This window comes from Mycobacterium sp. IS-1556 (genome assembly GCF_001499985.1).
Classification (GTDB): domain Bacteria; phylum Actinomycetota; class Actinomycetes; order Mycobacteriales; family Mycobacteriaceae; genus Mycobacterium.
The window spans coordinates 48428-73358 of record NZ_LQIM01000038.1; the positions used below are offsets into that span (position 1 = coordinate 48428).

Sequence of the window (24931 nt, forward strand, 5' to 3'; positions counted from 1 at the left end):
CACGCACGACACAGCTGTAATTCGGATTTCGCGAGGCCGCTTGGGGAAGACGTCCCTCGTGGAGCCGAAGGAGCAGCTATGCGTGCGTCGAACCAGTTCGCCGACGCGACGACGGGCGTGGTCTACATCCACGCCTCACCCGCGGCGGTGTGCCCGCATGTCGAGTGGGCGTTGTCGTCGACCCTTCAGGCCCGGGCAAACCTCAAGTGGACTCCGCAGCCGGCCATGCCGGGACAGCTGCGTGCGGTCACCAACTGGGTGGGTCCGGTGGGCACCGGCGCGGCGCTGGCCAGCGCGCTGCGCTCGTGGTCGGTGTTGCGGTTCGAGGTGACCGAGGATCCCAGCCCCGGCGTCGACGGCCACCGCTGGTGCCACACCCCTCAACTGGGTCTGTGGAGCGGGTCGATGAGCGCCAACGGGGACGTGATGGTCGGCGAAATGCGGTTGCGCGCGCTGATGGCTTCGGGCGCCGACACGCTGGCCGCCGAGCTGGACTCGGTACTGGGCACCGCGTGGGATGAGGCGCTCGAGGCATACCGAGACGGCGGTGCGGGCGCGGAGGTGAGCTGGCTCAGCCGCGGAGTCGGCTGAGGTCTCCTCGCCGAGCTGGGCTGGGTCCTCGCCTCGCCGAGCAGACGCGAACTGCCCCAGAAATGGGCCGAAATGAGGCAATTTGCGTCTGCTCGCGTTATGTGGCGGGCGTCAAGATGTTCAGCGCGCCGGGAACGGCCGTCACTTCGACCGGCAGCGGGCACACGTACTCGCCGTCGGCATACGCGTTGATGCCCGGGGAGTCGACCCGTATCGTCTTCGCCCGCGCTGTGCGAACCTCATCGAGATCTACGTGCGTGCCCTTGAAAACGGTGGGGAACAGCCGGATCAGCCTGGTTCGCGACGCCGAGGCAACCATCGTCACGTCGAGTTGACCGTCGGTGGGGTCGGCGTCGGGGCAGATGCGCATGCCGCCGCCGTAGCTGCGGGTGTTGCCGAACGCGGCCAGCGTCAACTCCGTCGTCACCTCCTCGCCGTCGAACGTCAGCCGAAAAGGCAACAGTCGCAGCTTCGACAGCTCGGCCACCATCGCGAGGTTGTATCGCATCCGGCCGTGCGGCCAGCGCATCCGATTGGTGCGGTCGGTGACCAGGGAATCGAAACCTGCCGCCATCACCGTGCCGAACCACTTGTCGGTGCCGTCCGCGCCGCGGATGCGCCCTAGGTCGATCGTTTGCGCGACACCGCCGACCAAGCCGTCGACCACCACGTCGGCCGCGGCCTCGGGATCGCGCGTGGGGATCCTGAACTCGCGCGCGTGGTCATTGCCGGTGCCCGCCGGAATGATGCCGAGCGGTATCTCGGTCTGCGCCAACACCTGCAGCGCAAGCGAGATGATGCCGTCCCCGCCGACGACGACAAGCGCATCCATACCGCGTTCGAGCGCACCCTCGACGAGTCGCCGCGCGTGCTCGGCGTCGGTGCCTGCGATCGCGACGACGTCCACGCCGCGCCGATGAAACTGAGCAACAGCGCGTTCGGCCGCATGCGGCGCGCTGCCGTGCCCCGACGCGGGGTTGGTCAGCATCGTGACGCGACCCTGAAACGTCATGGAACCAGCTTGCCGGGGTTGAGGATTCCCGCCGGGTCGAGCTTGTCCTTGACGGCTCGCAGAATCTCGACGCCGAGGTCCCCGATCTCGTCGCGCATCCACGGCCGGTGGTCGGCGCCGACCGCGTGGTGGTGGGTGATGGTGGCCCCAGTGCGGACCATCGCATCCGATGCGGCGGCCTTCGCCTTGCGCCACTGCTCGATCGGATTGCCCCGCTGCCCGGCGACAACGGTGAAGTACAGCGATGCGCCGGTGGGATACACATGCGAAATGTGGCACAGCACCAGAGCGGGCGTGCCCGATTCGGCCAGCGCGTTCGTCAACGCTTCGGTGACGGCGACTTTCAGCGCCGGCACGTTGGACCAGTTCGTCGCGGTCTCGAGGGTTTCGCACAGCGCGCCCGCAGAGAGCAGCGAGTCACGCAGATACGGCGCCCCGAACCGGCCGTGCTCCCATGCCCGCGCGGGTTCCTCGCCGAGCGACGTGCCGCCGGCGGCCTCCAACACCGCGCGCGTTTCCGAATGCCTGCTGGCGACGTGCGCCTCGGTGCCCTCGAACAGCGTGATCGCCAAACAGCCTCCGGTGACTTGTTTTTCGCCGATGCTCTCGGTGGTCGCGAGGTTCACCCCGGTCTCAGCCTCGTCGGACAGCCGGATCACCGTCGGACCGGTGCCGGTCTGGACGACGGCGCGCAGCGCGTCGGCGCCGGTCGCGAAATCGGGAAACGACCACGCCTCATAACGCGTCGCAGTCGGAACCGGATGCACCCGCACCCGCACGCGGGTGATGACGCCCAGCACGCCCTCCGAACCGATCACCAGCTGCCGCAGATCCGGTCCCGCCGCCGACTCTGGGGCGCGTCCGAGGTCCAGCACGCCGACCGGCGCCACCGCCCGCAGGCCACGGACCATGTCGTTGAACCGCCCGTAGCCCGCGGAGTCCTGACCCGACGACCGGGTCGCAGCGAAACCGCCGATGGTGGCGAACTGGAAACTCTGCGGGAAGTGGCCGAGGGAGAAGCCGCGTTCGCCCAGCAGGCGTTCGGCGTCCGGTCCCGTCATCCCCGCGCCGAGCTCGGCTTCTCCGGACACCTCGTCGAGGAAGTGCAGTTCGTTCAGGCGGCGCAGATCCAGCGAGACCACCGCGCTGAAATCGCCCCGGAGGGGGTCCAGGCCGCCGACGACGCTGGTGCCGCCGCCGAACGGTACGACGGCGATCCGGTGGTCACTGCAGAAGTGCAGGATTGCGGCTATCTCGTCCTCGCTTCCCGGTAGCACCACGGCGTCGGGTGCGTCCTGCACGCCGGTGTCTTTGCGGCGCAACAGATCCAGCGTGGACTTACCGCCTGCCCGCAGCAGCCGGCCCTGGTCGTCGACTCGGCAGTAGTCCGACCCGACGATGCCCGTCAACGCATCGCGGTCAGCGGCGGACAGCGACGACGGCCGCACCCTGACCTCGTCGGGCCGCAGTTCGGACGTCGCGGATTCCTGCACGCCGAGCGCTTGTTCGAGCAGCGCGCGGATGCCGTCGGACAGTGGTTTGGCTTCCGCTGGATCGCCCCAGGCGTTCCACTTCATCGGTGGCAGGAGGGCGGTGTGGTGAGCATCCGGACGCGTCATGCGTTACAGTATTACACATGTCGTCAATCCGTAACGATCAATCGTCCGTCGAGGACCGCGTCCTCGAGGCCGCGGCGGCATGCGTGCTCGCCGTCGGTGTCAAACGGGTGACGATGACCGAGATCGCTCGGCGCGCACGGATGAGCCGCCCGACCATCTACCGCCGTTGGTCGGATACCAACGGCGTGCTCGCGGCGCTGATGACGTCGCGCATCGCCGGTGTGCTCGAGGCGGTGCCAGACACCGGACCCGGCCGCGAAGCACTGGTGCAACGCGTCGTCGCAGTGGCCGAGCACGTGCGCAACGACGAGGTCGTCATGTCGGTGCTGCACGACGCGCCCGAGTTCGCCATGGTCTACATCGCCAACCGGCTGGGCACGAGCCAGATGATCCTTGTCGATGCACTCGCGACGGCGATCAAGGCGGCCCAGGACGAGGGCAGCGTCCGACCCGGCGACCCACACCAGATCGGCGCCATGTGCCTGCTCATCACGCAGTCGACGATCCAGTCGGCGCAGATGGTCGAAAAGCTGTTGGACCGCGATTCGCTCAACGCCGAATTGGCCCGCGCCTTGAACGGATACCTCGCACCGTGAGCGGCTCAACGGCGTTGAACGCCGCGCGCCGCGCTGCCGAACTGGCTGCACTCGCCGACGGTGAGTGGGTCGACGTCCTGGTGATCGGCGGCGGTATCACCGGCGCCGGCATCGCGCTGGACGCCGCCACCCGCGGGCTGAGCGTCGCGTTGGTGGAAAAGCACGACCTGGCGTTCGGCACCAGCCGGTGGAGCTCGAAGCTGGTGCACGGCGGGCTGCGATACCTGGCGACGGGCAATGTCGGCATCGCCCGGCGCAGCGCCGTCGAACGCGGAATCCTCATGACCCGCAACGCGCCTCATCTCGTCACGGCCATGCCGCAGCTGGTTCCGCTGCTTCCGTCGATGAATGCGGCGTCGCGTGCGCTGGTGCGCTTCGGCTTCGCGGCCGGCGACGGCCTACGCAAACTGGCGGGCACACCGGCTTCGGCGCTGCCCCGGTCGCGGCGGATCGATGCGCGCCGTGCCGCCGAACTGGCGCCCACCGTGCGGCGCGACGGACTCGACGGTGCATTGCTCGCATACGACGGGCAGTTGATCGACGACGCCCGCCTGGTCACCGCCGTGGCGCGCACCGCTGCGCAGCACGGTGCCCGCGTCCTGACCCGGGTCGCGGCGTCGTCGGCCACCGGGACCTCGGTGATGCTGACCGACCAGCTCACCGGTGAGTCCTTCGACGTCACCGCGCGCGCGGTGATCAACGCCTCCGGAGTGTGGGCGGGACAGGTGGACCCGTCGATCAAGCTGCGGCCCAGCCGCGGAACGCACCTGGTGTTCGATGCGGCGGCGTTCGGTAATCCCGTTGCGGCGCTGACGATCCCGATCCCCGGCGAGATCAACCGCTTCGTGTTCGCTATGCCCGAGCAGTTGGGTCGGGTTTACCTCGGGCTGACCGACGAGGACGCGCCGGGGCCCATACCCGATGTGCCGCAACCCTCGCCGGACGAAATCTCGTTCCTGCTGGACACCGTGAACACCGCGTTGGCCGTAGCATTGACGCCGTCGGATGTGATCGGCGCCTACGCGGGCCTGCGACCGCTCATCGACACCGGTAGCGGCCGCACGGCCGACGTGTCGCGCGATCACGCGGTGGTGGAATCACCGTCGGGCGTCATCAGCGTCATCGGCGGCAAGCTCACCGAATACCGGCACATGGCCGAGGATGTGCTCGACCAGTCCATCGCTTTGCGGGGGCTGACGGCGTCGCGCTGCCGCACCCGCAATCTGCCGCTGGTCGGCGCGCCGTCGAATCCTGTTGCCACCCTTCGTCATCCACCGGAGATGCCGGGCTCGTTGCTCTCACGCTTCGGTGCAGAGGCACCGAACGTGATCGCGGCGGCGAGTTGCGATCGGTCGACCGAACCTGTCGCCGAGGGAATCGACGTGATCCGCGCGGAATTCGAGTATGCGGTGACCCACGAGGGCGCGTTGAACGTCGACGACATCGTCGACCGCCGCACCCGCATCGGCCTGGTGGAGTCCGACCGGGAACGGGTCGTGGGCGTCGCGCAGGAAATGCTGGCGAAATCTCAACTTTGACCACGCCCGGCACTGGGCGGTGGTCGCCGAGCGGATTCACTTGTCCGGAGTCACCACCGCATCCCGCACCGCCGACGACGTATGCCGTTGCCAGAGCGCTTGAACCGGAACGTGCAGCACGGGTACCAGGTCGACGACCGTCACCCGACCGCCCATCGCCGGCCCCGCGGGTGCCGTGACGAACCCGACCGCCCCGGTGGTCAGCGGCGCCGCGACAGTGGCGGCTCCTTGCACACGACTGACGACATAGCCCGGTTCGAAACCAGCGCGTCGGCACGCGCTCATCAGAAAATCGCTGTAATACGACGCACCCGGAGGGGCCCAGAGCGCAATCCGTTCCGATACGAGGTCGTGAATGTCCACTTTCCGGCGGGTCGCGAGCCGATGGTCGGCGGGAACGGCCACGCGGACGCGGTCGTAGCCGATCACCGCGCCTGCCAGGTTGCTCGGCGGCACGACACCGCGGCGCAGGCCGAGGTGTACTGAGCCGTCGAGCAGGCCGGCGACCAGGACATCGGGAAACATCTGCCGGAAGGTGAACGACGTGTCGGTGAACGCCGCGATCGCGGGCTCCATCAGCGTGTAGACCTCGGCGCTGCTCAACGCCGGAGTGTGGCCCACAACGAACACCGCCTCGGTGTCCGCCGCCACGCGGTGCACGTGGTCGGCGACGGTGTGCGCGGCGGCGAGTAGCGTCTGGCCCTCCGCGAGCAGCAACCGACCGGCACGTGTCAGCGATACCTGCCGCCCGACCCGCTCGAAAAGCTTTGCGTCAAGCTCCTTTTCCAGCTGCTGTACCGAACTGCTCAACGCTTGCTGGCTGAGATGCAACGCTTCGGCGGCGCGGGTGAACCCGCCGGCGTCGGCGACCGCGATGAAGTGTCGCAGACGGCGAAGGTCCGGAATGGCGCGTGCCATGCGAACAGCCTATCTACAACTGTTGTTTGTCAATAGTGCGGTTTTATGCGTTTCTCATTTGTCGATTTTCTGATTACGGTCGGCACTATGAGCAACCTCGCAGGCAAGTCAGCAGTCGTCGCCGCCGGAGCGAAGAACCTCGGCGGCCTGATCAGCACCACGCTGGGAGAACGCGGCGTCAATGTGGCGGTCCACTACAACAGCCCCGCCACCGAGTCCGATGCAGACAAGACCGTCGCCCAGGTCGAAGGGTCAGGCGCCAAGGCCGTCAAGGTTCAGGGCGACCTGACGGTTCCGGGCAACGTCGAGAAACTGTTCGACGCGGCGATCGACGCCTTCGGCAGCGTGGACATCGCGGTCAACACCGTCGGCAAGGTGCTGCGCAAGCCCATCATGGAAACGACTGAAGACGAATACGATTCGATGTTCGACATCAACTCCAAGGCCGCGTACTTCTTCTTGCAGCAGGCTGGCCGCAAGCTCGCCGACGGTGGATCGGTGACCACCATCGTCACCGCACTGCTTGCAGCCTTCACCGACGGTTACTCGACGTACGCCGGAGCCAAGAGCCCGGTCGAGCACTTCACCCGGGCGGCCGCCAAGGAATTCATGGCGCGCGGCATCAATGTCAACAACGTCGGGCCCGGCCCGATGGACACGCCCTTCTTCTACGGGCAGGAGACGCCCGAGCGCGTCGAGTTCCACAAGTCGCAGGCCATGGGCGGCCGGCTCACAAACATCGAGGACATCGCGCCGTTCGTGGTGTTCCTCGCCGATGAGGGCCACTGGATCACCGGACAGACGATTTTCGCCAACGGCGGCTACACCACCCGCTGATTACAGCGGGATGTTCTTGTGGCGGCCGCGGCGCGCCGGCGCCTCGGCCAGCGCCTGCGTCAGCTTCGACCGGGTATGCGCCGGGTCGATCTTCTCGTCGACGACGCCGATGTCGATCGCGGAATCCACTCCGCCGGCGATCTTCTCGTGCTCGGCGGCCAACTGCTCGTGCAACGCCTCGCGCTCGTCCTCCGGAGCGGCGGCCAACTTCTTCTTGTGCAGGATGCCAACCGCAGCCTTGGCGCCCATCACCGCGACCTCGGCGTCGGGCCAGGCGTACACCTTCGTCGCGCCCAGTGACCGCGAGTTCATGGCAATGTACGCACCGCCGTAGATCTTCCGCGTCACCAGCGTGACGCGCGGGACCGAGCACTCGCCGAATGCGTGCAGCAGCTTGGCCCCGCGCCGCACGACGCCGCCCCACTCCTGATCCACGCCCGGCAGGTATCCGGGGACGTCGACGATGTTGACGATCGGAATGCCGAACGCGTCGCACAGCCGCACGAATCTCGCTGCCTTTTCCGCACTTTCGGAGTTCAAGCAGCCGCCGAGGCGCAGCGGGTTGTTGGCGATGACGCCGACGGTGCGACCAGACAACCGGCCGAGCCCGATGACGATCGACGGGGCCCACTTGCCCTGGAACTCCTCGAACGGCACACCCTCGTCCAACAGGGCTTCGACGAGCGGGTGCACGTCGTATGCGCGGCGCGCCGACTCGGGCAGCAGCGCGTGCAGGTCGGTGTCGCCGGCCTCGGCCTTGGCGCGGTCGAAATGGCCCTGCTGGCAGAACAATCCGACCAGCCGACGGCCGCGCTCGTAGGCGTCGAGCTCGTCGTCGGCGACGATGTGGCACACGCCGGACTTCTTGTGGTGGGTGTCCGGCCCGCCGAGGCTCGCCATGTCGACGTCCTCGCCGGTCACACTGCGGACCACATCGGGACCGGTGACGAAGACCCGGCTTTCGGGCGCCATCACGATCACGTCGGTCAGCGCCGGACCGTAAGCCGCGCCGCCGGCGGCGAAGCCGACGACGACCGAGATCTGCGGAACGTATCCGGACGCCCGGATCATCGCCTCGAACACCAAACCGACCGCGTGCAGCGCCTTTACGCCTTCCGCCAGCCGCGCGCCACCCGAGTGCCAGATCCCGACGATCGGGCTCTGCTCCTCGATGGCCTGGTCGTAGGCGTTGACGATGTGGGCACAGCCCTCGACGCCCATGGCCCCACCCATGACGGTGCCGTCCGTGCAGAACGCGATGGTGCGCACGCCGTTGACGGTTCCGGCGGCGGCGAGCACGCCCGAGCGGTCCCGCTCGTGCAGCAACTCGACGCTGCCGTCGTCGAAGAAGGTGCTCAGCCGCAGCAGCGGGTCGCGGGGATCCAGCGATTCGCCGACTGCCTCGGGGGCCATGGTCGTCATCTAAAACCTCCTGTAGCGCTGGATCCCTGGGGGAGTGTCAGTACTTCCCGAAGGCGAGCGCGACGTTGTGCCCACCGAATCCGAACGAGTTGTTGATCGCGTATTGGTAATTGCCCGACCGCGGCTCCCTGGCGACCACGTCCAGATCGATCTCCGGATCCAGGTTGCGCAGGTTCAGCGTCGGCGGAATGATGCCGTCGCGCAACGCCATCACGGTCAGGATGGACTCCACCGCGCCGACTGCGCCGACCGAGTGGCCGAGCGCCGCCTTCGGTGCGTACACCGCCGGCTTGTGGCTGCCCATCGCGTTGTTGATCGCCTTGCCTTCGGCCACGTCGCCCACGCTGGTGCCGGTGGCATGCGCGTTGACGTGGTCGATGTCGGTGGGCTGCAGGCCGGCAAGTTCGATCGCACGCGTCATCGCGTGACCGGCCTGCTCACCGTTCGGATCGGGCGCCACGATGTGGTAGCCGTCCGAGGTGATGCTGGCTCCCATGATCCGGGCGAGAATGTTGGCGCCGCGGGCCTTGGCGTGCTCTTCGGTCTCGATGACCATCAGTGCACCGCCTTCGCCGAACACGAACCCGTTACGGTCCTTGTCGAACGGTCGGCACGCACCGGCCGGGTCATCGTTGGTGGTGGACAACACGATTCGCATCTGGGCGAAGCCGGCGATCGGCACCGCCTCGATCTTGGTCTCCACACCACCGCAGATCGCGACGTCGGCCTCGCCGAGCACGATGTTGCGCCACGCGTGCGCGATGCCCTCCGACCCCGATGCGCAGGCCGACACCGGAGTGACCACCCCGGCGCGAGCCTTGCGCTCCAGTCCCACCGCCGCGGCTGCGGCGTTCGGCATGTACATCTGCACGGCCAGCGGCGAAACCGCTTTCAGCCCGTTGGCGCGCATACCGTCGTAGCTGAACACCAGCTCCTCGGTGGAGCCCATGCCGGTGCCGATCGACACCATCAGCCGCTTGGGGTCCACCTCGGGCGTGCCGGCGTTCTCCCACACCCGGCGGCCCAGCACCGTCGACATCTTCTGCAGATACGACAATCGGCGCAGTTCCACCCGCGTCATCTCGTGGTCGAAGTCCTCGAGGAGATGCCCGCCGATGCGAACCGGCAGGTCATACTCCTCGACGAACGGATCCTCGAGCTTGCGGATGCCGCTCTGACCGTCCAGCAGCTTCTTCCAGGTGTCGTCCGCGCTGGTTGCCAGTGCGGTCGTCATGGCGATACCCGTGACGACCACGTTGGGGAAACCGGCCCCCGTGGAGAGCCGAGTTGAACGCGTCAACCCTGCCATTACTGCTCGAAAGTCCCTTCCGCTCAGTAGCGCCCGAAGGCCAGGGCGACATTGTGTCCACCGAAGCCGAACGAGTTGTTGATGGCGTACTGGAAGTCGCCGTAACGAGGCTCGCCTGCAACCACATCGAGATCGATCTCAGGATCGGGGGTCTCGAAGTTCAGCGTCGGCGGGATGACGCCGTCACGCAGCGAGAGCACGGTCAATGCCGACTCCAGCGCGCCGACCGCTCCGATGGAGTGGCCGAGCGCCGACTTCGGCGCGTAGACCGCCGCGTGCTCGACGCCGGCCGACCGGATCGCGTTGGCCTCGGCGACATCGCCGATCGAGGTCGCGGTGGCATGGGCGTTGACGTGGTCGATGTCCTTGGGCGCCAGGCCCGCGGTTTCCATCGCACGCTTCATCGCCTGGCCCGCACGCAGACCATCGGAGGCGGGCGCCACCATGTGGAAGGCATCAGAGGTGATGCCCGCACCCATCAGGCGGGCCAACGGCTTGGCGCCGCGGGCCTTGGCGTGCTCCTCGGTCTCGATGATCATGAGCGCACCGGCTTCGCCGAAGACGAAACCGTCGCGGTTCTTGTCGAACGGCCGGGACGCACCCGCAGGATCCTCGTTGTTGGTCGACATCGCGCGCATCATCGAGAACGCCGCGATCGGCAGCGCCTCGATTCCGCCCTCGACACCGCCGACAACGGCGATATCCGCGTCGCCCATCACGATCTGGCGCCAGCCGTGGGCGATGGCCTCCGAACCCGATGAGCACGCCGAGACCGGGGTGATGACCCCGGCCCTGGCGCCCAACTGCAAACCGATCACCGCGGCCGCACCGTTCGGCATGATCATCTGCACGGCGAGCGGCGACACCTTGCGGGGGCCACCCTCGTTCATCGCGTCGTAGGTCTCGACGATCTTCTCGCCGCCACCCAGACCGGTGCCGACGACCACGGCGAAGCGATCCGGATCGACCTCAGGCGTACCCGCGGTCTCCCAGAGCTGGCCACTGAGGTACTTGGCCATGCGCTGGACATACGACATCCGCCGCATGTCCAGTCGCGTCATATGGTCGTCGATCGCGTCGACGAGGTGCCCACCGATGCGGACCGGCAGGTCCCACTTGGTGACGAACTCGTCCTCGAGGACGCGGATGCCGCTTTCGCCGGCCAGCAGCCCCTTCCACGTGCTCTCGATGTCCGCCGCGATCGACGTGGTCGCCGTGACGGCGGTCACGACGACGTTGGGGAAACCGCCGTTAGCAGTGGAAGGTCTACTCATGCCCGATCGGCTTCGATCTGCGCGCGGATGGCCGCGGCGGCTTCGGGGTTCTCTTCCTCGAGCTTCTGGATGTAGGTGACGACGTCACCGACGGTGCGCAGACCGGCGAGGTCCTCGTCGGGGATCTTCACGCCGTACTTGTCCTCGGTCTGCACGGCGATCTCGACCATCGACAGCGAGTCGATGTCCAGGTCGTCGACGAACGACTTCTCCGGGGTGACCTCGGAAGGCTCGATACCCGTGACCTCTTCGATGATCTCGGCGAGACCGGCGATGATTTCATCCTGACTGGCGGCCACAATGGCTCCTTCTAATTGGGGTTGTTACTTCGTGGGAATGACGTTCGATATGTGGTTGTACTGGCTAGAGCTCCGAGAGCCCGTCCAGGTCAGCGGGGGACTTGACGGCGTGCGTCGGCACCCCCCGAAGTTCTCTTTTCGCGATGCCCGCGAGCGTCCCGGCGGGCGGGAACTCGACGAGCGCGGTCACACCGAGTTCGCGCATCGACTCGGTGCACAGATCCCAGCGCACCGGCCGGGTCATCTGCGCCACCAGCTTGCTCATGGCGTCGGTCGCCGAGACGACCGGCTGACCGTCGGCGTTCGACAACAGCTTCGCGGTGGGCTCAGAGATCGTTACACCTTCGGCGGCCGCGGCGTATCCGTCCAGCGCCGAGGCCATGTAGTGGGTGTGGAAAGCGCCCGCGGTGGCCAGCTTGCGCACCCGCGCCTTCTCCGGCGGATCCTCGACGAGCTTGTCCAGCGCGGCGACGGCGCCGGCGGCGACGATCTGTCCCGCGGCGTTGCGGTTGGCGGGCACCAGGTCGAGCGCCTCAAGGCGGGCGAGCACGTCGGCTTCCTCACCACCGAGCACCGCGGCCATGCCGGTCGGTTCGACAGCGCACGCCTTGGCCATCTCGGCACCACGGGTGGCCGCCAGCTTGACTGCGTCGTCGGCCGAGAGCACGCCGGCGATCGCGTAGGCGGCGATTTCACCGACTGAGTGGCCCGCTACGACGACTTCCTGGTCTGCACGTCCGGCGATCAGGCCGCGCCGGGTCAGCTCCTCGTGAGCCAGCAGGGTGGCCGCCACGACGAGCGGCTGGGTCACCGCGGTGTCGGTGATCTCCTCGGCGGTCGCGGTGGTGCCCAGCCGGGTCAGGTCCAGCCCGCTGATCTCGGACCAGGCGGCGAGCCGCTCGGCGGCACCGGGCAGCTCCAGCCACGCGGCGAGCATGCCGGGTGTCTGGGAACCCTGTCCGGGCGCGAGAAGTGCAAGCACGCTTTTCTGAGGCACGAATTAAGAAAACACTGTGAAGACGGGTTTGCGCGGTGTAAGAGATTATGAACCTCGTCTTATGTTTTTGTGGAAACCCCACAAAACTGCCTGTGATGCGACGCTACTGATATCCGCCCGCGATCTCGCTGCCCGGCAGCGGTATGTCCAGCGCTTCCGCGGGCGGCGCGTGCCGCAGCGCAGTGATCATGTTTGCTGTGCTCGTTTGGTATGGCTGGCGGCCGAGTCGGCCCACGGTTGCGGCCACCCGCAGCACGTAGGCGTCGCGCGGAACCGTGGGATCACGGCCGGTGAAGTCGGCGATCCGCCGCAGCCGGTAGCGGACGGTATTTGGATGAACGAACAATTTGCGTGCGCACGCTTCGATCGCGCCGCCGGAATCCAGATAGGCGTCGAGCGTCTCGGTCAACGCGGGTCCGGCGTCGGCCAGCGGCCTCATCACCTCGGTTTCCAAGGCCGCGATCGCCGTCACGTCGCCCAGCAGCGCACGTTCGGGCAGGAGTTCGCGCGCAGGCACCGGCCGGGGCGCCCCGCTCCAGCCCGCCACGGCGTTCATGCCCGCGATGGCCTCGGTAGCGCTGCGGTGGGCGTTCGCCAGCGTGGTGGCGGTGGAACCGACCACCACCGGCCCGTCGGCAAACACCGTCAGGATTTCGGTCAGGAACCGGTCGGTCGGGGAGAGCGCTCCCGACACGATCGCGACCAGCCAGTTGCCGTGCACGTCCGACAGCGCCGCGCGGCCGTTGCGCTTAACGACGTCGTGTACGTCGTCGCTGGCCAGATCGACCCGGTCGGGTTGTGGCAGGCCCACGATCACCGTGGCGGGCGCCGTGGCGTCCCAGTTCAGCGCGGCGGCCTGGGACTGCAACTCCGGGCCGGTGTCGCCGCGCACCACGGCGTCGACAACGTTGGCTTCCATCCTGGTGTCCCACGCGCCACGTGCCTCCGCTTGATCGGCGTAGGCGCTGGCCGCGGCGAACGCGAGATCGCGGCTGTATCTCAGGATGCCCGCGGTCAGCGCGGTCAGCTGCTCCTCCGAGCGGGCCAGCAGCGGCACCACCTCTTCGAAGAACTCCATGGTGATGCGGACCATCTCGACCGACTGCCGCAGCGCGATGCGCCGCCGCAGATCCTGGGGGACGACTTCGAAGGCCTGCGCGGTGTAGCTGACATTGCTCTGCGGGTCACGCATCCACTCGACGAAGTTGACCACCGCGGTCTGCACGACCAATTGCACGCTGGAGCGCTGCGATGCCTCCAGTTCGGCGAAGAACGGCAACCGCTCTTCCATCGCCCGCACCGCCTCGGTGGCCAGTCGGCCCGAGTACTGCTGTAACCGGCGCAGCACCGAGTCGGGCACGGTCTCGAGAACCTCGACCGTCGACTTCGGCGGCACGTACCTGTTGTCAGGCATCCATAAAGGCTACGCCACCGAGATGGAGGAACCCTCCAACGCGCTGCCCGACAACTAAGCCACTCCGGGTCCAATGTCGTGGCCTAAGCCACTCCGGGATCCGAGGTCTGCTCGGGCGCGGCCATCACGTCGTCGATCTCGTACTTGGCCGCCGCCTCGACCGCGACGGACTGATTGATGTTGCCGTCGCGGGCCAGCCCCTCCAACACGGCGACGGCGATCGACTCCGCGTCGGTGTTGTAGTACCGCCGTGCGGCGGGCCGGGTGTCGGAGAAGCCGAACCCGTCGGTGCCCAGCGTGATGTAGGTGCCCGGCACCCAGGCCCGGATCTGCTCGGGCACCCCGCGCATCCAGTCCGACACCGCGATCACCGGGCCCTGCGCCTCGGCCAGGGTTTTGGTGATGTAGGGCGTACCCGCCGGCCGGTCCGGATGACGCAGCCGTTGCTTCTCGATCTCCACGCCGTCGCGGTTCAGCTCGCCCCAGCTGGTCACCGACCACACGTCCGCGGCGACATCCCACTCGTCGGCGAGCATCTCGGCGGCCTTCAGCGCCGACGGCATGGCCACCCCCGACACCAGGATCTGCGCCGCATTCGACCGCTTCTCGGGTGCCGGCCGGTAGCGGTAGATGCCGCGCAGCAGGCCCTCGACGTCGAGGTCCTCCGGTTCCGGCGGCTGAACGTAGGGCTCGTTGTAGATGGTCATGTAGAAGTAGACGTTCTCCGGGTTCTCGCCGTACATGCGGTGCAGGCCGCTTTCGATGATGTAGGCGATCTCGTAGGCGAACGCCGGGTCGTAGGCGACGACGGCCGGGTTGCTCGCCGCCAGCAGCAGCGAGTGCCCGTCGGCGTGCTGCAGACCCTCGCCGACCAGTGTGGTGCGTCCCGCGGTGGCGCCGAGAAGGAACCCGCGCGTCATCTGATCGGCGGCCGCCCACAGGTTGTCGCCGGTGCGCTGGAACCCGAACATCGAATAGAAGATGTAGACCGGGATCATCGGTTCGTTGTGGGTGGCGTACGCCGTGCCGGCCGCGATGAAGCTGCCCGAGGAGCCGGCCTCGTTGATGCCCTCGTGCAGGATCTGGCCGACTTCGCTTTCCTTGTACGCGAGCATCAGCTCGGCGTCCACCGAGGTGTAGAGCTGACCGTTGCGGTTGTAGATCTTGAGGTTGGGGAACCAGGAGTCCATGCCGAACGTGCGGGCCTCGTCCGGGATGATCGGGACGATGCGCCAGCCAATCTCCTTGTCGCGCAACAGCTCCTTGAACGTCCGCACCGTGGCCATGGTGGTGGCCACCTCCTGCTTACCCGACCCCTTCTTCAGCGCCTTGTAGGTGTCGCGGCCGGGTAGGGTGAGCGCCTTGGATTTGGTGCGACGTTCGGGCAGGAACCCGCCGAGCGAGCGCCGCCGGTCCAGCATGTAGCGGATCTCGGGTGCCTCCGGGCCGGGGTGGTAGTACGGCGGCAGATACGGGTTCTCCTCGAGCTGCGCGTCGCTGATCGGGATGCGCTGCGCATCGCGGAAGTACTTCAGGTCTTCCAGCGCAAGCTTTTTCATCTGATGGGTGGCGTTGCGGCCTTGGAAGTGCGCGCCCAGCGAATAGCCCTTGATGGTCTTGGCCAGGATCACCGTCGGCTGGCCCTTGTGCTCGACGGCGGCGCGGTAGGCGGCGTAGACCTTGCGGTAGTCGTGTCCGCCTCGCTTGAGGTTCCAGATCTCGGAGTCCGACATCTTTTCGACCAAGGCCTTGGTGCGGGGGTCGCGGCCGAAGAAGTGGTCGCGCACGTAGGCGCCGTCGTTGGCCCGGTATGTCTGGTAATCGCCGTCGGGTGTGGTGTTCATCAGGTTGACCAGCGCGCCGTCGCGGTCGGCGTGCAACAGCGCATCCCACTCGCGGCCCCACACCACCTTGATGACGTTCCAGCCCGCGCCGCGGAAGAACGACTCGAGTTCCTGGATGATCTTGCCGTTGCCGCGCACCGGCCCGTCGAGGCGCTGCAGGTTGCAGTTGACGACGAACGTGAGGTTGTCCAGGGCCTCCAGCGCCGCGACGTGCGCCAGGCCGCGGCTCTCGGGCTCGTCCATCTCACCGTCGCCCAGGAACGCCCAGACGTGCTGGTCGGAGGTGTCCTTGATGCCGCGGTCGTGCAGATAGTGGTTGAACCGGGCCTGATAGATGGCGTTCATCGGGCCCAGCCCCATCGAGACGGTGGGGAACTCCCAGAAGTCGGGCATCAGCCGCGGATGCGGATACGACGGCAGCCCGCCGCCGGGGTGGCTGTGCTCCTGGCGGAAGCCGTCGAGTTGCTCGGCGGACAGTCGGCCCTCCAGGTACGCGCGCGCGTAGATGCCGGGCGATGCGTGGCCCTGGATGAACACCTGGTCGCCGCCGCCCGGATGCGATTTGCCGCGGAAGAAGTGGTTGAAGCCGACCTCATACAGGGCGGCCGACGACGCGTACGTCGAAATATGGCCGCCCACACCGACTCCCGGCCGCTGCGCGCGGTGCACCATGATCGCGGCGTTCCACCGGATCCAGGTTCGGTAGCGACGCTCGACATCCTCGTCGCCGGGGAACCAGGGTTCCAGCTCGGTGGGGATCGTGTTCACGTAGTCCGTCGACGTCAGCGCCGGAATGGCCACGCGCTGTTCGCCGGAGCGCTCCAGCAAGCGCAGCATGAGGTAGCGCGCCCGTGCCGGGCCGGACCGTTCCAACAGCTGGTCGAACGATTCCAGCCATTCGCTGGTCTCTTCGGGATCGATATCGGGTAGGTACGACGCGACACCCTCACGGATCACCCGCACCCGGTCGTGTTCAGCTGCGGTGGAGGAGTTTTGGGCCAGATCCTGGCGCACGAACTCGGTGGTCAACTTCCGCTCCTTGGTAGGCGGTTTCAGGTGCTCACGCACTCGACGCAGATGTTTTCTACGCTTGCGCGTGGGCGGCGGATTCCATCCTTCTCCCATCCTGCCCCACCCGCACAGGTGGGGTGGTGAGTGGAACCAACCGACGATCGCCGGACCGACCCGGTAACGTCTGCAGCCGTGGTGATCGGTGCGCTGGTGAAAAAACCGCTGCAGATCGGCGCACTGATGGTCGGCATCTCGGCCACCGCCGCCATGGTCGTCGTGGGATGCAGCAGCGTCACCGAGGGCACCGCGCAGGTGGACGCCGCCGAGGCGCCGGTGTACCGGGCGTCGGTTTCGGCCTCGTTGGAGGAGTCGGCCGCCAGTTCCAGCGCCCGGGAGTCCGAACGCCAGTCCTCCATCACCAAGGAGGCGATCCACTCCTCGTGCGAGACGCTCAGTTCCACCAGCGTCGATGCGATCACCGCGGTCAACGCGTACGTCGATGCGTTCAACCAGAACGCCGCCGACGTGCAGGCCAAGGCGGGCCCGGCGATCGATGCGCTGAACCACAGCGCCGACATGGTCGCGCGCAGCGTCTCCGACGCGCTCAGCCCAGAGCTCAGGGACGCGCTCAACGGGTGGGTCGACGCCGCCAGGGGCGTGGCCACCGCGATCGCCGGTAACTACGGGCCCGATGAGTTCAACGCGGCGATCACCCGGCTCAACGACTCCAAGACCGCCGCGCTCAACCTCTGTGACGCCGCATACTGACCGATATTGACCAACCTTGCCGCCAGGCACGTGCGGGCGGACCCCGGCGTGCGACGATAGGGCCCAAGATAACGCCGAGCGCAACGTGCGCCCGAGCCGGCTGAAGGAGGACCAACGGTGGTCGCGGCGGATGACGCCCCGAACTACGCCCACAGACTGGGCATCCAAAAAGATCAGGTTGTACAGGAACTGGGCTGGGACGAAGACGTCGACGACGACATCCGAGCCGACATCGAGGAGGCGTGCGGCAGCGAGCTGCTCGATGAGGACGCCGACGAGGTCATCGACGTGGTACTGCTCTGGTGGCGCGATGACGACGGCGACCTGGTGGATGCGCTGATGGACGCGATCACTCCGCTGGCCGACGACGGCGTGATCTGGGTGGTGACCCCGAAGACGGGCAAGCCCGGCCACGTCCAACCGGCCGAGATCGCCGAGTCGGCTCCCACGGCCGGGCTGATGCAGACCTCCTCGGCGAACCTCGGCGACTGGATCGCCAGCCGGCTGGTGCAACCGAAGAGCAAGGCGGCGGGGAGACGCTCGTGATCGAGGTTGGTACCGAAGCGCCCGACTTCACGCTCAAGGACCAGAACGGTCAGACCGTCACGCTCAGCGACTTCCGGGGCGCGAAGAACGTGCTCTTGGTGTTCTTCCCGCTGGCGTTCACCGGCATCTGTCAGGGCGAGCTCGACGAGATCCGCGACCGGCTGCCTGAGTACGAGAACGACGACACCGCGACGCTGGCCATCTCCGTGGGTCCGCCGCCCACCCACAAGGTGTGGGCGACGCAGAGCGGCTTCACGTTCCCCGTGTTGTCCGACTTCTGGCCGCACGGGGCCGTCGCGTCGGCCTACGGGGTGTTCAACGAGGACGCGGGCATCGCCAACCGCGGCACGTTCGTCGTGGACCGCACCGGCATCGTCCGGTTCGCCGAGATGAAACAGCCCGGCGAGGCCCGCGATCAAGCGCTATGGACGGACGCGCTGGCGGCGTTGCGGTCCGGCTGAGCTGATTTCCTGTCGCAGGTCATCGCCGTGTAGCTTGCCCTGCAAGGGCGCGTAGCTCAGTGGTAGAGCTCTGGTTTTACACACCAGCGGTCGGCGGTTCGATACCGTCCGCGCCCACTCACAGGTCACGCCGGGCGGGGAACGGGCGCCAGTGTCGATTGCCCGATCCAGTTCGGGATTGAACGCCGGATCAGGGACGGGCCGTCGATGGTGATCGAGCCGTTGCCGACGGCGTGTGACCACGCCAGGTCGCCGCGCCAAACCTGGGTGAGCGTGCGCAAGCTGGTGGATACCGTTGCGGCGATGTCGTAACCGGGATCGAAATCGCAGATGTCGGCACGGCCGTCGGCGACGATCAACCACCATGACGCGGCCTTCGGGGCGACGCCGGAGAGCCGAAAAGCCACCACCGTGCGGCCCGCGGGCCATCGATCGGTAGGCACGGTGCGGCGGATGTCCCACATCAACAGGTGTGGGTCGAGATCCTGATCGCCGAGATCACCGATCCAGCGCAGACTCCAAGAGCCAAGAGCGGTCACCACGTCGATGAGTTCGCGACCGCACTGGGTGAGCACGTAGGACGGGTGGCCATCGTCGTCGATGCGCTGCACGACCCCAGCGCGTATCAGGGTCTGCAGGCGCTTGGACAACAACGTCGGCGACATCCTGGGTACCCCGCGGCGCAGGTCGTTGAAATGGGTGCTCCCCGAAAGCAATTCGCGGACAACCAGCATCGTCCAGCGTTCGTCGAGCAACTCCATGGCCTTGGCCACGGGACAGAACTGGCCATAAGACGACATTTCCGCTGGCTCCTCACCTCGCGGCGGATCCGCTTCATACAGCGTGGCACGGCGGCCGGCGTCGGTACAGGTTCGAAGCGACCCAGTACAGATTTGCTACTGGTTGGCCGACACCGGCCGGGCGACGCTCATCTCAGGAGCCAATCCAAGTGAGGAGATCAAGATGAGCGACAGGCCGATACCGTTGGTTGCCGCAACCGTCGCCCTTGCCGCCGGCGCAGCACTGTTCGCTGCACCGGAGGCCGACGCCAGGCCACCGCGGACCACCGAGGATCAACTCGCCCAGAACTGCACCAGTTCCGATGGAATATTCGAGCGAGCACAAGGCCAGTTCAAACCCAGGGACCGCTACTACAGCTGCAAGTACACGCTCGACGACGGTTCCCAGTCGCAGCATTGGTTCAGCAGCGCCGGGCAACCTACCCAGGTTTGCTATCGATTCAGCATCGACACGGCTTGGGTGTGTCATTAGGAGCGACGGTCCAACCTCACGCGTACGAACAGGCCCCCTTGTGAGACGCTCGCGGGATGTTTGCGCCGGCCTCACCTGCACGCGTGGCGGGGATCGCGGCCGGTTGTGCTGCCGACGCGCTGTTCGGTGACCCGCGGCGCGGCCATCCGGTAGCCGTCTTCGGGAGCGCCGCAGCGGCTTTGGAGCGTCGCACGTACGCGGACACACGCTCGGCGGGGGTGCTGCACACCGCTGCGCTGCTCGGCGCGCTGGGGGTGCTCGGGGTGGCGGTAGACCATGTCGCCCGGCGCCGGGGCGCGGTTCCGGTCGCGGTCACCACGGCGGCGACGGTGTTCGTCGCGCTGGGCGGGACCTCGCTTTCCCGCGCCGGCAGCCAAATGGCCCGGCACCTCGACAGCGGCGACGTCGCAGCTGCACGACGGCTGCTGCCCGCATTGTGCGGCCGCGATCCGGCGGCGCTCGACGAGGCCGGGCTCACCCGGGCGGCGGTGGAATCGGTCGCGGAGAACACCTCGGACGCCCATGTGGCACCCCTGCTGTGGGCGGCCGTCGGCGGGGTTCCCGCTGTGCTGATCTACCGCGGCACGAACACCCTCGACGCAATGATCGGCCACCGGTCCGCTCGCTATCTGCGGTTCGGTTGGGCGGCAGCTCGTTTCGATGATGTCGCAAACTATCTGGCCGCGCGTGCGACCGCGGTCCTGGTCGCTGCGTGCGCGCCCGTGGTCGGCGGCTCTCCCGTCGCGGCGCTGCGCGCATGGCGGCGCGACGCCGGCCGTCATCCCAGCCCGAACGCCGGCGTGGCGGAAGCCGCCTTCGCGGGCGCGCTGGGGGTGCGGATCGGCGGGCCTACCCGGTACGCCGACCGGCTGGAAATCCGGCCCACACTCGGCGACGGTGCACCGCCGCGGGTGGCCGATCTTCGGCGGGCGGTGCGGTTGTCCCGGGCCGTCCAAATCGCCGCCGCCGGTGCGGCGCTGGCGTTCAGCGCCGTCGGCCGTAGCGGTCGGCGAGCTTGTCTTCCGTCGTGAGCGGCGCGTCGGGCGCAGCCTGCGCCGCCTCCTGTGCGGCCTTCTCCCGCCTGCGTTGGCGCACCTCGGCATAGACGAAGTAGCCCAATCCGATCGGCGCGATGATGCCGAACGCTATCCACTGGATTCCGTACGACAGGAACGGTCCGGCGTCCAGATGCGGCAGCGGTATCGCGCCGAGCCCGCCGGGCTGCTCCGGCTCCAGTTGCAGATACGAACCCGCCAGCGGCACCCCGGTGATCGCCGAGATCTGCTCGGTGTTGATCGAGTAGACCTGTTGGATGCCGTCGCGGCGGAACGGTTCCTTGCCCTGCGCCACCGACTCGGAGTCGCGTAACCGCGCGGCGATGGTCACCGTTTCGGCGGGCACGGGCGGGATCTCGGGCACCCCGGAGGCCTCCACCGGCCGGACGTATCCGCGGTCGACGAGAACAGTCGGCCCGCCGTCGACGTCGAACGGCACCAACACTTCGAATGCCGGTTCGCCTTCCACCATTCGCAGCCGAGCGAGCACCTGCCCTTCCGGCAGGTAGCGCCCGCTGGCGGTGACGCGGCGCCACTGCGCATCGGGCGCCGCGGAATCCTGCTGCGGCAGAAGCGATGCCACCGGCACCGGCTCGGCCTTCAGCGAGTTCGCGATCTGCGCGTTCTCACGTGAGGTCTTGGTGTTCTTGCCCAGCTGCCACGGCGCGAGCACGGTGAAGCACAGATAGGCGAACGCGACCACCACGACGAACAGTGCCAGCCATGACGGCCGCAACAAGAACGTCCACCGGCGCATCAGCTCGCAAGCCCCCGGCCGGCAAGATGCTCGTCGACCCAATCGTGCACACCCGGCAACGACGCTTCGATGACCGTGAAGACGGCCTCGAAGTCGGCGTGGTCGCCGTAGTAGGGGTCTTCGACGTCGAGGGGGTGGGCGCCCGACCGCGGATCGAACGAGCGAAGCATCCGGATCCGTTCGGTGGGCACGCCCAGATCCTTGAGTATCCGGACGTGGTTGCGGCCCAGTGCGATCACCAGATCGGCGGACATGTGGTCGTCGTCGACCTGGGCGGCGCGGTGCGCGGTCGGATAGCCGTGCTCACGCAGCACGTGGCTGGCCCGGCGGTCGGCGGGCTCACCGGCGTGCCAGCCACCGGTGCCGGCACTTGACACGCGGACGGCGTGACCCAGGCCGCGTTCACCGATCTGATGGGCGAACATCTTCTCCGCCATCGGGGACCGGCAGATGTTTCCCGAGCAGATGAACGTCACGTGCAGCGGTTCAGACACCGGAGCCGCCCGGCCGGCGACATTAGACACCGAGCACCTCACGAAGGTCAGCCACCGTCGCGACGTGCGCCACCCCTTGGGCGGCGGCGGGATCGTCGAAATCGCCGCTTCCGTAGCCCCATCCGACGACGACGGTGTCGATGCCGTGCGCGGCGGCGCCCTCGACGTCGTGGGAGCGGTCGCCAACCATCAGCGTGCGTTCGGGCAGCCTGCCCAGTTGGGCGAGCGCGTGTGCGACGACGTCGACCTTGGTCGCGCGCGAGCCGTCGACGCTGGCGCCGGCGATCACCTCGAAGCAGTCGGCGAGGCCGAAGTGGGCGAGGATTCGTTGTGCGGTCGGCTCGGCCTTCGAGGTGGCCACCGCCAGCCGCACACCGGCCGCGCGCAGGTCGCAGAGAAGCGCGGGGATGCCGTCGAAGACGCGGTTCATCGCCCAGCCGCGGGTGACGTAGTCCGCGCGGTACGCCGCGATGGCGGCGCCGGTCTGCTCGCCGAGTCCGAGGCGGCGCAGCGTGTGATGCATCGGCGGGCCGACGATCATGGTGGCCAGGTCTCCGTCGGGTACCGCGGCGCCGACCGACCCGAGCGCATGGCGGAAACTCGAGACGATTCCCTGCGCCGAGTCGGTCAGGGTGCCGTCGAGGTCGAAGATCACCAGTTGGGGGCGGGTCGCCAGAGCGGTGGAGGCCAGCATGTCGGTCACGGGTCCATTCTCCCCGATCGCAGAACCCGGGCAGGCGGCGCACTAGTGTCGTGATGTGGCGAGACCTTTGCGTGCAGCCGCGCGCTACCACGGCGACCAGGCCGCGGAGCCCGGGATGCTGGACTTCGCCGTCAATGTCCGCGCCGACGCGCCGCCGTCGTGGCTGGTCGACCGCCTCGCCTCCCGCTTGCCCGACCTCGCCCGGTACCCGAGCCAAGCTGACGTGGATCGCGCGCTCGCCGCGGTTGCCGACCGGCACATGCGCGACGTGGCCGAGGTCGCACTGCTGGCCGGGGCCGCCGAGGGGTTCGCGCTGCTGGCCCAGCTGAGGCCGCGACGGGCCGCCCTGATCGCGCCGTCGTTCACCGAACCGGAGGCGGCGCTGTCGGCGGCCGGGGTGGCGTTCGACCATGTGGTGCTGGATCCGCCGTACACCCTCGATGCGGGCGCGGTACCCGAGGACGCGGACCTCGTCGTGCTCGGCAACCCGACGAACCCCACGGGCGTTGTGCACGGCCGTGAGGAGGTGTTGGCGCTGCGTCGGCCCGGGCGCACCGTGGTGGTTGACGAGGCGTTCGCCGATGCGGTTCCCGGTGAGCCGATGTCACTGGCCGCCGAGGCGCTGCCCGACGTGGTGGTGCTGCGCAGCCTGACCAAGACGTGGGCGTTGCCGGGGCTGCGGGTCGGGTACGCGCTTGGCTCGGCCGATGTGCTGGCGCGGTTGACGGCGCGACGGCCGCACTGGCCGGTCGGCACGCTGCAACTCGAGGCCATCGCCGCCTGCTGCGCGCCCGAAGCGGTGGCGGAGGCCGACCGGGGCGCCCGCCGCCTGGTCGAGGTGCGCGCCGAGATGGTGGCGGCGTTGACTAGCATCGGCGTGCATGTCGTCAACGGTTCGGCTCCCTTCGTCCTGTTCTGTGTGCCGGATGCCGAGTTGATGCGAAAACACCTGGACGGCAGAGGCATTGCCGTGCGCCGCTGCGACACCTTCGTCGGGCTCGACGGCCGGTTCCTTCGTGCCGCCGTGCGCCCGGAGTGGCCGGTGCTCGTCGAGGCGATGGCCGAGGTGCTGCGGTGAGCGTGCGGTTGGCCGACATCATCGACGTGCTCGATGCGGCGTATCCGCCGGAGCTTGCACAGGACTGGGACTCGGTGGGCCTGGTCTGCGGCGACCCGTCGGAAACCGTCGAGACGGTCACCGTCGCCGTCGACGCGACCGCCGCGGTCGCCGCCGAGGTGCCCGATCGCGGGCTGCTGCTTGCGCACCATCCGCTGCTGCTGCGCGGGGTCGACACGGTCGCGGCCAGCACCGCCAAGGGCGCCCTGATCCACCAGATGATCCGGACCGGCCGGGCGTTGTTCACGGCGCACACCAACGCCGACTCGGCGTCGCCCGGCGTCTCCGATGCGCTCGCCGAGACCCTGGGCCTGGCCGTCGAGGAGGTGCTCGACCCGGCCGGCGCGGGATCCGATTTGGACAAGTGGGTCGTGTTCGTGCCCGCGGAGAATTCGGAGGCGCTGCGGGAAGCCATGTTCGGCGCCGGCGCCGGTCGCATCGGCGACTATTCGCACTGCTGCTGGACCACGACCGGCACCGGACAGTTTCTCCCGCACGACGGCGCGTCGCCGGCGATCGGCAGCGTCGGTGCGGTCGAACGGGTCTCCGAGGACCGGGTTGAGGTCATCGCCCCCGCCCGGTTGCGCGCGCGCGTGCTCACCGCGATGCGAGATGCACATCCCTACGAGGAGCCCGCATTCGACATCTTCGCGCTGGCGCCGATCCCCGGGAACGTCGGGCTGGGACGAGTCGGCGTGCTGGCCCGCCCGGAGCCGTTGTCGGCGTTTGTTTCCCGCGTGCGCGAAGCCCTGCCCGCAACGTCGTGGGGCGTGCGCGCGTCGGGCGACCCGGAGGCGACGGTCTCGCGGGTCGCGGTGTGTGGCGGAGCGGGTGACTCGCTGCTCGGCGCCGTCGCCCGCCGTGGCGTGGATGCCTATGTGACGTCGGACCTGCGGCACCATCCGGCCGACGAACACCGACGCGCCTCCGAAGTGGCGCTGATCGACGTCGCGCACTGGGCCAGTGAGTATCCGTGGTGCCGTCAGGCCGCCGGCTTGCTGCGCACCCACTTCGGCGATGCGCTGACCGTGCGGGTCTCCGACGTGCGCACCGACCCATGGAATGTCGAGAGATGAG

The 24931-nt window shown here is 68.0% G+C and carries 25 protein-coding genes and 1 tRNA gene; 12 read left to right on the plus strand and 14 right to left on the minus strand.

The genetic code is table 11. The features are described 5' to 3' along the window. Positions 1 to 78 precede the first annotated feature (78 nt). Positions 79 to 591, plus strand: a complete 513-nt coding sequence (locus AU187_RS18520) for a DUF3145 domain-containing protein (RefSeq protein ID WP_059098839.1) — start codon at positions 79 to 81, stop codon at positions 589 to 591. A gap of 97 nt (positions 592 to 688) precedes the next feature. Here the strand turns inward: AU187_RS18520 and AU187_RS18525 are convergent, their stop codons facing one another. Together AU187_RS18525 and AU187_RS18530 are read right to left on the minus strand one after the other, a co-directional pair. Next, positions 689 to 1603 carry a diacylglycerol kinase gene (locus AU187_RS18525; protein WP_059098840.1) on the minus strand — a complete coding sequence of 305 codons (915 nt, stop codon included), beginning with the start codon at positions 1601 to 1603 and terminating at the stop codon, positions 689 to 691. Continuing rightward, a complete protein-coding gene (locus AU187_RS18530) occupies positions 1600 to 3180 on the minus strand; it encodes an FAD-binding oxidoreductase (RefSeq protein ID WP_156425444.1) in 1581 nt (526 codons plus the stop codon). The genes AU187_RS18525 and AU187_RS18530 overlap by 4 nt, the downstream gene beginning before the upstream one ends. 59 nt (positions 3181 to 3239) lie before the next feature. Here AU187_RS18530 and AU187_RS18535 point away from each other — a divergent pair, with 59 nt between their 5' ends. Together AU187_RS18535 and AU187_RS18540 are read left to right on the plus strand one after the other, a co-directional pair. Beyond that, positions 3240 to 3818: a TetR/AcrR family transcriptional regulator gene (locus tag AU187_RS18535; RefSeq protein ID WP_059098842.1), complete on the plus strand. Its 579-nt coding sequence runs from the start codon at positions 3240 to 3242 to the stop codon at positions 3816 to 3818. Continuing rightward, positions 3815 to 5356 carry a glycerol-3-phosphate dehydrogenase/oxidase gene (locus tag AU187_RS18540; protein WP_059098843.1) on the plus strand — a complete coding sequence of 514 codons (1542 nt, stop codon included), beginning with the start codon at positions 3815 to 3817 and terminating at the stop codon, positions 5354 to 5356. The genes AU187_RS18535 and AU187_RS18540 overlap by 4 nt, the downstream gene beginning before the upstream one ends. Positions 5357 to 5392: 36 nt before the next feature. Here AU187_RS18540 and AU187_RS18545 read toward each other — a convergent pair whose 3' ends face one another. Continuing rightward, the gene (locus tag AU187_RS18545) at positions 5393 to 6274 is read right to left on the minus strand and encodes a LysR family transcriptional regulator (protein ID WP_059098844.1); all 882 of its coding nucleotides are present in this window, start codon (positions 6272 to 6274) and stop codon (positions 5393 to 5395) included. Positions 6275 to 6361: 87 nt separating this feature from the next. On the opposite strand from AU187_RS18545, the gene AU187_RS18550 reads away from it, so the two are divergent. Further along, positions 6362 to 7111 (plus strand): SDR family oxidoreductase, encoded by a 750-nt coding sequence (locus AU187_RS18550; protein WP_059098845.1) that lies wholly within the window; start codon positions 6362 to 6364, stop codon positions 7109 to 7111. Here AU187_RS18550 and AU187_RS18555 read toward each other — a convergent pair whose 3' ends face one another. From AU187_RS18555 to aceE, 7 genes are all read right to left on the minus strand, one after another. Further along, positions 7112 to 8533 carry an acyl-CoA carboxylase subunit beta gene (locus tag AU187_RS18555; protein WP_059098846.1) on the minus strand — a complete coding sequence of 474 codons (1422 nt, stop codon included), beginning with the start codon at positions 8531 to 8533 and terminating at the stop codon, positions 7112 to 7114. It abuts the gene before it with no gap. A 37-nt stretch (positions 8534 to 8570) separates the two neighbouring features. Further along, on the minus strand, positions 8571 to 9842 hold the full coding sequence (gene kasB, locus AU187_RS18560; protein WP_059098847.1) for a 3-oxoacyl-ACP synthase KasB: 1272 nt from the start codon (positions 9840 to 9842) through the stop codon (positions 8571 to 8573). A 23-nt stretch (positions 9843 to 9865) separates the two neighbouring features. After that, positions 9866 to 11116 (minus strand): 3-oxoacyl-ACP synthase KasA, encoded by a 1251-nt coding sequence (kasA, locus tag AU187_RS18565; protein WP_059098848.1) that lies wholly within the window; start codon positions 11114 to 11116, stop codon positions 9866 to 9868. After that, positions 11113 to 11415 (minus strand): meromycolate extension acyl carrier protein AcpM, encoded by a 303-nt coding sequence (acpM, locus tag AU187_RS18570; RefSeq protein ID WP_059098849.1) that lies wholly within the window; start codon positions 11413 to 11415, stop codon positions 11113 to 11115. The genes kasA and acpM overlap by 4 nt, the downstream gene beginning before the upstream one ends. Positions 11416 to 11479: 64 nt before the next feature. After that, positions 11480 to 12397 (minus strand): ACP S-malonyltransferase, encoded by a 918-nt coding sequence (locus AU187_RS18575; protein WP_172800316.1) that lies wholly within the window; start codon positions 12395 to 12397, stop codon positions 11480 to 11482. A 118-nt stretch (positions 12398 to 12515) separates the two neighbouring features. Then, positions 12516 to 13826, minus strand: coding sequence for a PucR family transcriptional regulator (locus AU187_RS18580; RefSeq protein ID WP_059098851.1), 1311 nt, complete (start codon positions 13824 to 13826; stop codon positions 12516 to 12518). An 83-nt stretch (positions 13827 to 13909) separates the two neighbouring features. Next, a complete protein-coding gene (gene aceE, locus AU187_RS18585) occupies positions 13910 to 16699 on the minus strand; it encodes a pyruvate dehydrogenase (acetyl-transferring), homodimeric type (protein ID WP_059098944.1) in 2790 nt (929 codons plus the stop codon). Positions 16700 to 16921: 222 nt separating this feature from the next. On the opposite strand from aceE, the gene AU187_RS18590 reads away from it, so the two are divergent. The 4 genes from AU187_RS18590 (at position 16922) to AU187_RS18605 (ending at position 18573) form a co-directional block, all read left to right on the plus strand. Continuing rightward, complete coding sequence (locus tag AU187_RS18590; protein ID WP_172800317.1) at positions 16922 to 17449, plus strand: Rv2240c family protein; 528 nt, start codon at positions 16922 to 16924, stop codon at positions 17447 to 17449. 117 nt (positions 17450 to 17566) lie between these two features. Beyond that, positions 17567 to 17995, plus strand: a complete 429-nt coding sequence (locus AU187_RS18595) for a DUF3052 domain-containing protein (protein WP_059098852.1) — start codon at positions 17567 to 17569, stop codon at positions 17993 to 17995. Continuing rightward, positions 17992 to 18456: a peroxiredoxin gene (locus AU187_RS18600; RefSeq protein WP_059098853.1), complete on the plus strand. Its 465-nt coding sequence runs from the start codon at positions 17992 to 17994 to the stop codon at positions 18454 to 18456. Before AU187_RS18595 ends, AU187_RS18600 begins: the two co-directional genes overlap by 4 nt. A gap of 45 nt (positions 18457 to 18501) precedes the next feature. Continuing rightward, positions 18502 to 18573, plus strand: a tRNA-Val gene (locus AU187_RS18605). A gap of 8 nt (positions 18574 to 18581) precedes the next feature. On the opposite strand, the gene AU187_RS18610 is transcribed toward AU187_RS18605, so the two are convergent. Further along, the gene (locus AU187_RS18610) at positions 18582 to 19256 is read right to left on the minus strand and encodes a winged helix-turn-helix transcriptional regulator (protein WP_059098854.1); all 675 of its coding nucleotides are present in this window, start codon (positions 19254 to 19256) and stop codon (positions 18582 to 18584) included. A 163-nt stretch (positions 19257 to 19419) separates the two neighbouring features. On the opposite strand from AU187_RS18610, the gene AU187_RS18615 reads away from it, so the two are divergent. Continuing rightward, positions 19420 to 19728: a hypothetical protein gene (locus AU187_RS18615; protein WP_156425442.1), complete on the plus strand. Its 309-nt coding sequence runs from the start codon at positions 19420 to 19422 to the stop codon at positions 19726 to 19728. A gap of 56 nt (positions 19729 to 19784) precedes the next feature. Next, the gene (locus tag AU187_RS18620; protein ID WP_059098856.1) at positions 19785 to 20759 is read left to right on the plus strand and encodes a cobalamin biosynthesis protein; all 975 of its coding nucleotides are present in this window, start codon (positions 19785 to 19787) and stop codon (positions 20757 to 20759) included. Here the strand turns inward: AU187_RS18620 and AU187_RS18625 are convergent. Genes AU187_RS18625 through AU187_RS18635 form a run of 3 tightly spaced genes read right to left on the minus strand, consistent with a single transcriptional unit; the run spans position 20713 to position 22728 of the window. Beyond that, positions 20713 to 21540, minus strand: coding sequence for an SURF1 family cytochrome oxidase biogenesis protein (locus AU187_RS18625; RefSeq protein ID WP_059098857.1), 828 nt, complete (start codon positions 21538 to 21540; stop codon positions 20713 to 20715). The genes AU187_RS18620 and AU187_RS18625 overlap by 47 nt on opposite strands. Continuing rightward, complete coding sequence (locus AU187_RS18630) at positions 21540 to 22034, minus strand: low molecular weight protein-tyrosine-phosphatase (RefSeq protein WP_059098858.1); 495 nt, start codon at positions 22032 to 22034, stop codon at positions 21540 to 21542. The genes AU187_RS18625 and AU187_RS18630 overlap by 1 nt, the downstream gene beginning before the upstream one ends. 22 nt (positions 22035 to 22056) lie before the next feature. Then, positions 22057 to 22728: an HAD-IA family hydrolase gene (locus AU187_RS18635; RefSeq protein WP_059098946.1), complete on the minus strand. Its 672-nt coding sequence runs from the start codon at positions 22726 to 22728 to the stop codon at positions 22057 to 22059. Positions 22729 to 22792: 64 nt separating this feature from the next. Between AU187_RS18635 and cobC the strand changes: the two genes are divergently transcribed. Together cobC and AU187_RS18645 are read left to right on the plus strand one after the other, a co-directional pair. Next, the gene (cobC, locus tag AU187_RS18640; RefSeq protein ID WP_059098859.1) at positions 22793 to 23815 is read left to right on the plus strand and encodes an Rv2231c family histidinol phosphate aminotransferase CobC; all 1023 of its coding nucleotides are present in this window, start codon (positions 22793 to 22795) and stop codon (positions 23813 to 23815) included. Further along, a complete protein-coding gene (locus AU187_RS18645) occupies positions 23812 to 24930 on the plus strand; it encodes a Nif3-like dinuclear metal center hexameric protein (protein ID WP_059098860.1) in 1119 nt (372 codons plus the stop codon). Before cobC ends, AU187_RS18645 begins: the two co-directional genes overlap by 4 nt. The last annotated feature ends 1 nt before the right edge of the window (position 24931 follow it).

What these genes read in the sequence shown, in the direction of transcription:
- AU187_RS18520 (WP_059098839.1), top strand. Translation starts at nt 79, where the DNA reads ATGCGTGCGTCGAACCAGTTCGCCGACGCGACGACGGGCGTGGTCTAC.
- AU187_RS18525 (WP_059098840.1), bottom strand. Translation starts at nt 1,603, where the DNA reads ATGACGTTTCAGGGTCGCGTCACGATGCTGACCAACCCCGCGTCGGGG.
- AU187_RS18530 (WP_156425444.1), bottom strand. Translation starts at nt 3,180, where the DNA reads ATGAAGTGGAACGCCTGGGGCGATCCAGCGGAAGCCAAACCACTGTCC.
- AU187_RS18535 (WP_059098842.1), top strand. Translation starts at nt 3,240, where the DNA reads ATGTCGTCAATCCGTAACGATCAATCGTCCGTCGAGGACCGCGTCCTC.
- AU187_RS18545 (WP_059098844.1), bottom strand. Translation starts at nt 6,274, where the DNA reads ATGGCACGCGCCATTCCGGACCTTCGCCGTCTGCGACACTTCATCGCG.
- AU187_RS18550 (WP_059098845.1), top strand. Translation starts at nt 6,362, where the DNA reads ATGAGCAACCTCGCAGGCAAGTCAGCAGTCGTCGCCGCCGGAGCGAAG.
- AU187_RS18555 (WP_059098846.1), bottom strand. Translation starts at nt 8,533, where the DNA reads ATGACGACCATGGCCCCCGAGGCAGTCGGCGAATCGCTGGATCCCCGC.
- kasB (WP_059098847.1), bottom strand. Translation starts at nt 9,842, where the DNA reads ATGGCAGGGTTGACGCGTTCAACTCGGCTCTCCACGGGGGCCGGTTTC.
- kasA (WP_059098848.1), bottom strand. Translation starts at nt 11,116, where the DNA reads ATGAGTAGACCTTCCACTGCTAACGGCGGTTTCCCCAACGTCGTCGTG.
- AU187_RS18580 (WP_059098851.1), bottom strand. Translation starts at nt 13,826, where the DNA reads ATGCCTGACAACAGGTACGTGCCGCCGAAGTCGACGGTCGAGGTTCTC.
- AU187_RS18590 (WP_172800317.1), top strand. Translation starts at nt 16,922, where the DNA reads ATGGTCGGCATCTCGGCCACCGCCGCCATGGTCGTCGTGGGATGCAGC.
- AU187_RS18610 (WP_059098854.1), bottom strand. Translation starts at nt 19,256, where the DNA reads ATGTCGTCTTATGGCCAGTTCTGTCCCGTGGCCAAGGCCATGGAGTTG.
- AU187_RS18615 (WP_156425442.1), top strand. Translation starts at nt 19,420, where the DNA reads ATGAGCGACAGGCCGATACCGTTGGTTGCCGCAACCGTCGCCCTTGCC.
- AU187_RS18620 (WP_059098856.1), top strand. Translation starts at nt 19,785, where the DNA reads ATGTTTGCGCCGGCCTCACCTGCACGCGTGGCGGGGATCGCGGCCGGT.
- AU187_RS18625 (WP_059098857.1), bottom strand. Translation starts at nt 21,540, where the DNA reads ATGCGCCGGTGGACGTTCTTGTTGCGGCCGTCATGGCTGGCACTGTTC.
- AU187_RS18635 (WP_059098946.1), bottom strand. Translation starts at nt 22,728, where the DNA reads ATGCTGGCCTCCACCGCTCTGGCGACCCGCCCCCAACTGGTGATCTTC.